Annotated in this window: 1 protein-coding gene; it reads left to right on the top strand. The window is 40.1% G+C overall.

Annotated features, from left to right (window positions below; all coding sequences use genetic code 11):
- The first annotated feature begins 201 nt into the window (after positions 1 to 201).
- Complete coding sequence (locus tag J8M01_RS23690; RefSeq protein ID WP_211059588.1) at positions 202 to 1,239, top strand: IS110 family transposase; 1,038 nt, start codon at positions 202 to 204, stop codon at positions 1,237 to 1,239.
- Positions 1,240 to 1,477: the final 238 nt, after the last annotated feature.

The following is a 1,477-nucleotide window of genomic DNA, read 5'->3' as shown; positions in this document are numbered from 1 at the left end:
CGAGGAATTGCCTATCTTTCATACTGAATTTGAAAGATAGGTGATGAATGAAAAATCGTCAATTTTGGATGGGTGTCAGTTTAAATTCATGAATGAAAAATCGTCAATTTTGGATGGGTGATGAGATGGACACTCCTAAATCGGCGTCAATGCGCCAAACTAAAGGTGTATTTATAACGATAGTTAGCAGGAGCATCCATCATGAATAACGTTAGTATATTAAGCATCGATTTAGCAAAAAATGTATTTCAACTTCTTGGAATTGATGAACACGGAAAACCTTGCTTATCAAAGCGGGTTTCTAGAGTTAAACTCCACGAAATAATCCTTAATTTACCGCCTTGTGAAGTCGTTATGGAAGCTTGTTCATCCTCTCACTACTGGGGCAGAGCATGTTTAAATTCTGGTCATCAAGTTAATTTAATTCCTGCACAACATGTCACCCCATTTGTACGTGGTAACAAAAATGATAAAAATGATTGTTTGGCAATATATGAAGCGAGTAGAAGGCCTAACATTCGTTTTGTTCCCGTTAAAAGTGAACAGCAACAAGCCGTACTTTGTTTACATAGAATACGAGAAAGGCTACTCAGTACTCGTACTGCTTGTATAAACCAAACTCGAAGTTTACTTCTTGAATTTGGATTTCATATTCCCAAAACATACTCTGTATTCAAAAAGCATATTCATGAACTTTTATCACAAGATATTCAGCCTGTTATTCGCCTCATGTTGTTAGAAGTACAACAAGAGTTAGAAAGCTATGATAAAAAAATTAAACTCTTGGATACCTTGTTCCAACAAACTAACACCCACAACACCAGTGCAGAAATTATGCAATCAATTCCAGGGATTGGCCCTATCATTGCCTCCGCGTTCAGCGCCAGCATCGATAAAGGCCAAGCATTTAAAAGTGCGAAAGACTTTAGCGTCTGGCTTGGCCTTACGCCTAGGCAATATGCATCTGGTGAAACAAATCGTTTGGGTACAATTACTAAACGTGGAGATGGGTACCTCAGAAAACAGCTTATTCATGGTGCTCGAACTGTTGTGAACCACGCGCATAAAAAAGACGATGACCTGAACCTATGGGTTACTGCCATCAAGCAAAGGCGCGGGGTAAATAAAGCTGCGGTTGCAATGGCACATCGTCTGGCAAGGTTAATGTGGATATTACTTCAGAAAAACGAATATTACCGCCCCATACGTTCATGCAATCAGGTTCAAGGTAATGTTTAAATACAGAGTTAGATTGGCAAGCAGCTCGTAAAAGACAAGGGTGACTTAACCCGAGTGGGTGTTGAGAGCACTTGCCAATCGCCTATCATTGTTCGCTACAGTTAGATGAAAAAAGGCCTAGCCTGCCTATACAAAACCCGACAAAGGCACGGTATATAAACCGCTTGGGTGTATTCAAATTAGGGTGTATGGGCTCGAAGCTCATTAGGGGCACTGAAATAACAGTTAAGCCCGGATA

It is taken from the genome of Pseudoalteromonas sp. MMG005 (assembly GCF_018101015.1).
Classification (GTDB): domain Bacteria; phylum Pseudomonadota; class Gammaproteobacteria; order Enterobacterales; family Alteromonadaceae; genus Pseudoalteromonas; species Pseudoalteromonas aurantia.
The sequence above is the reverse complement of the archived record's forward strand: the minus strand, read 5'-3'. Positions and strand labels throughout refer to the sequence as shown.

Coding starts and splice junctions, on each gene's coding strand:
- J8M01_RS23690 (WP_211059588.1), top strand. CDS start 202: ATGAATAACGTTAGTATATTAAGCATCGATTTAGCAAAAAATGTATTT.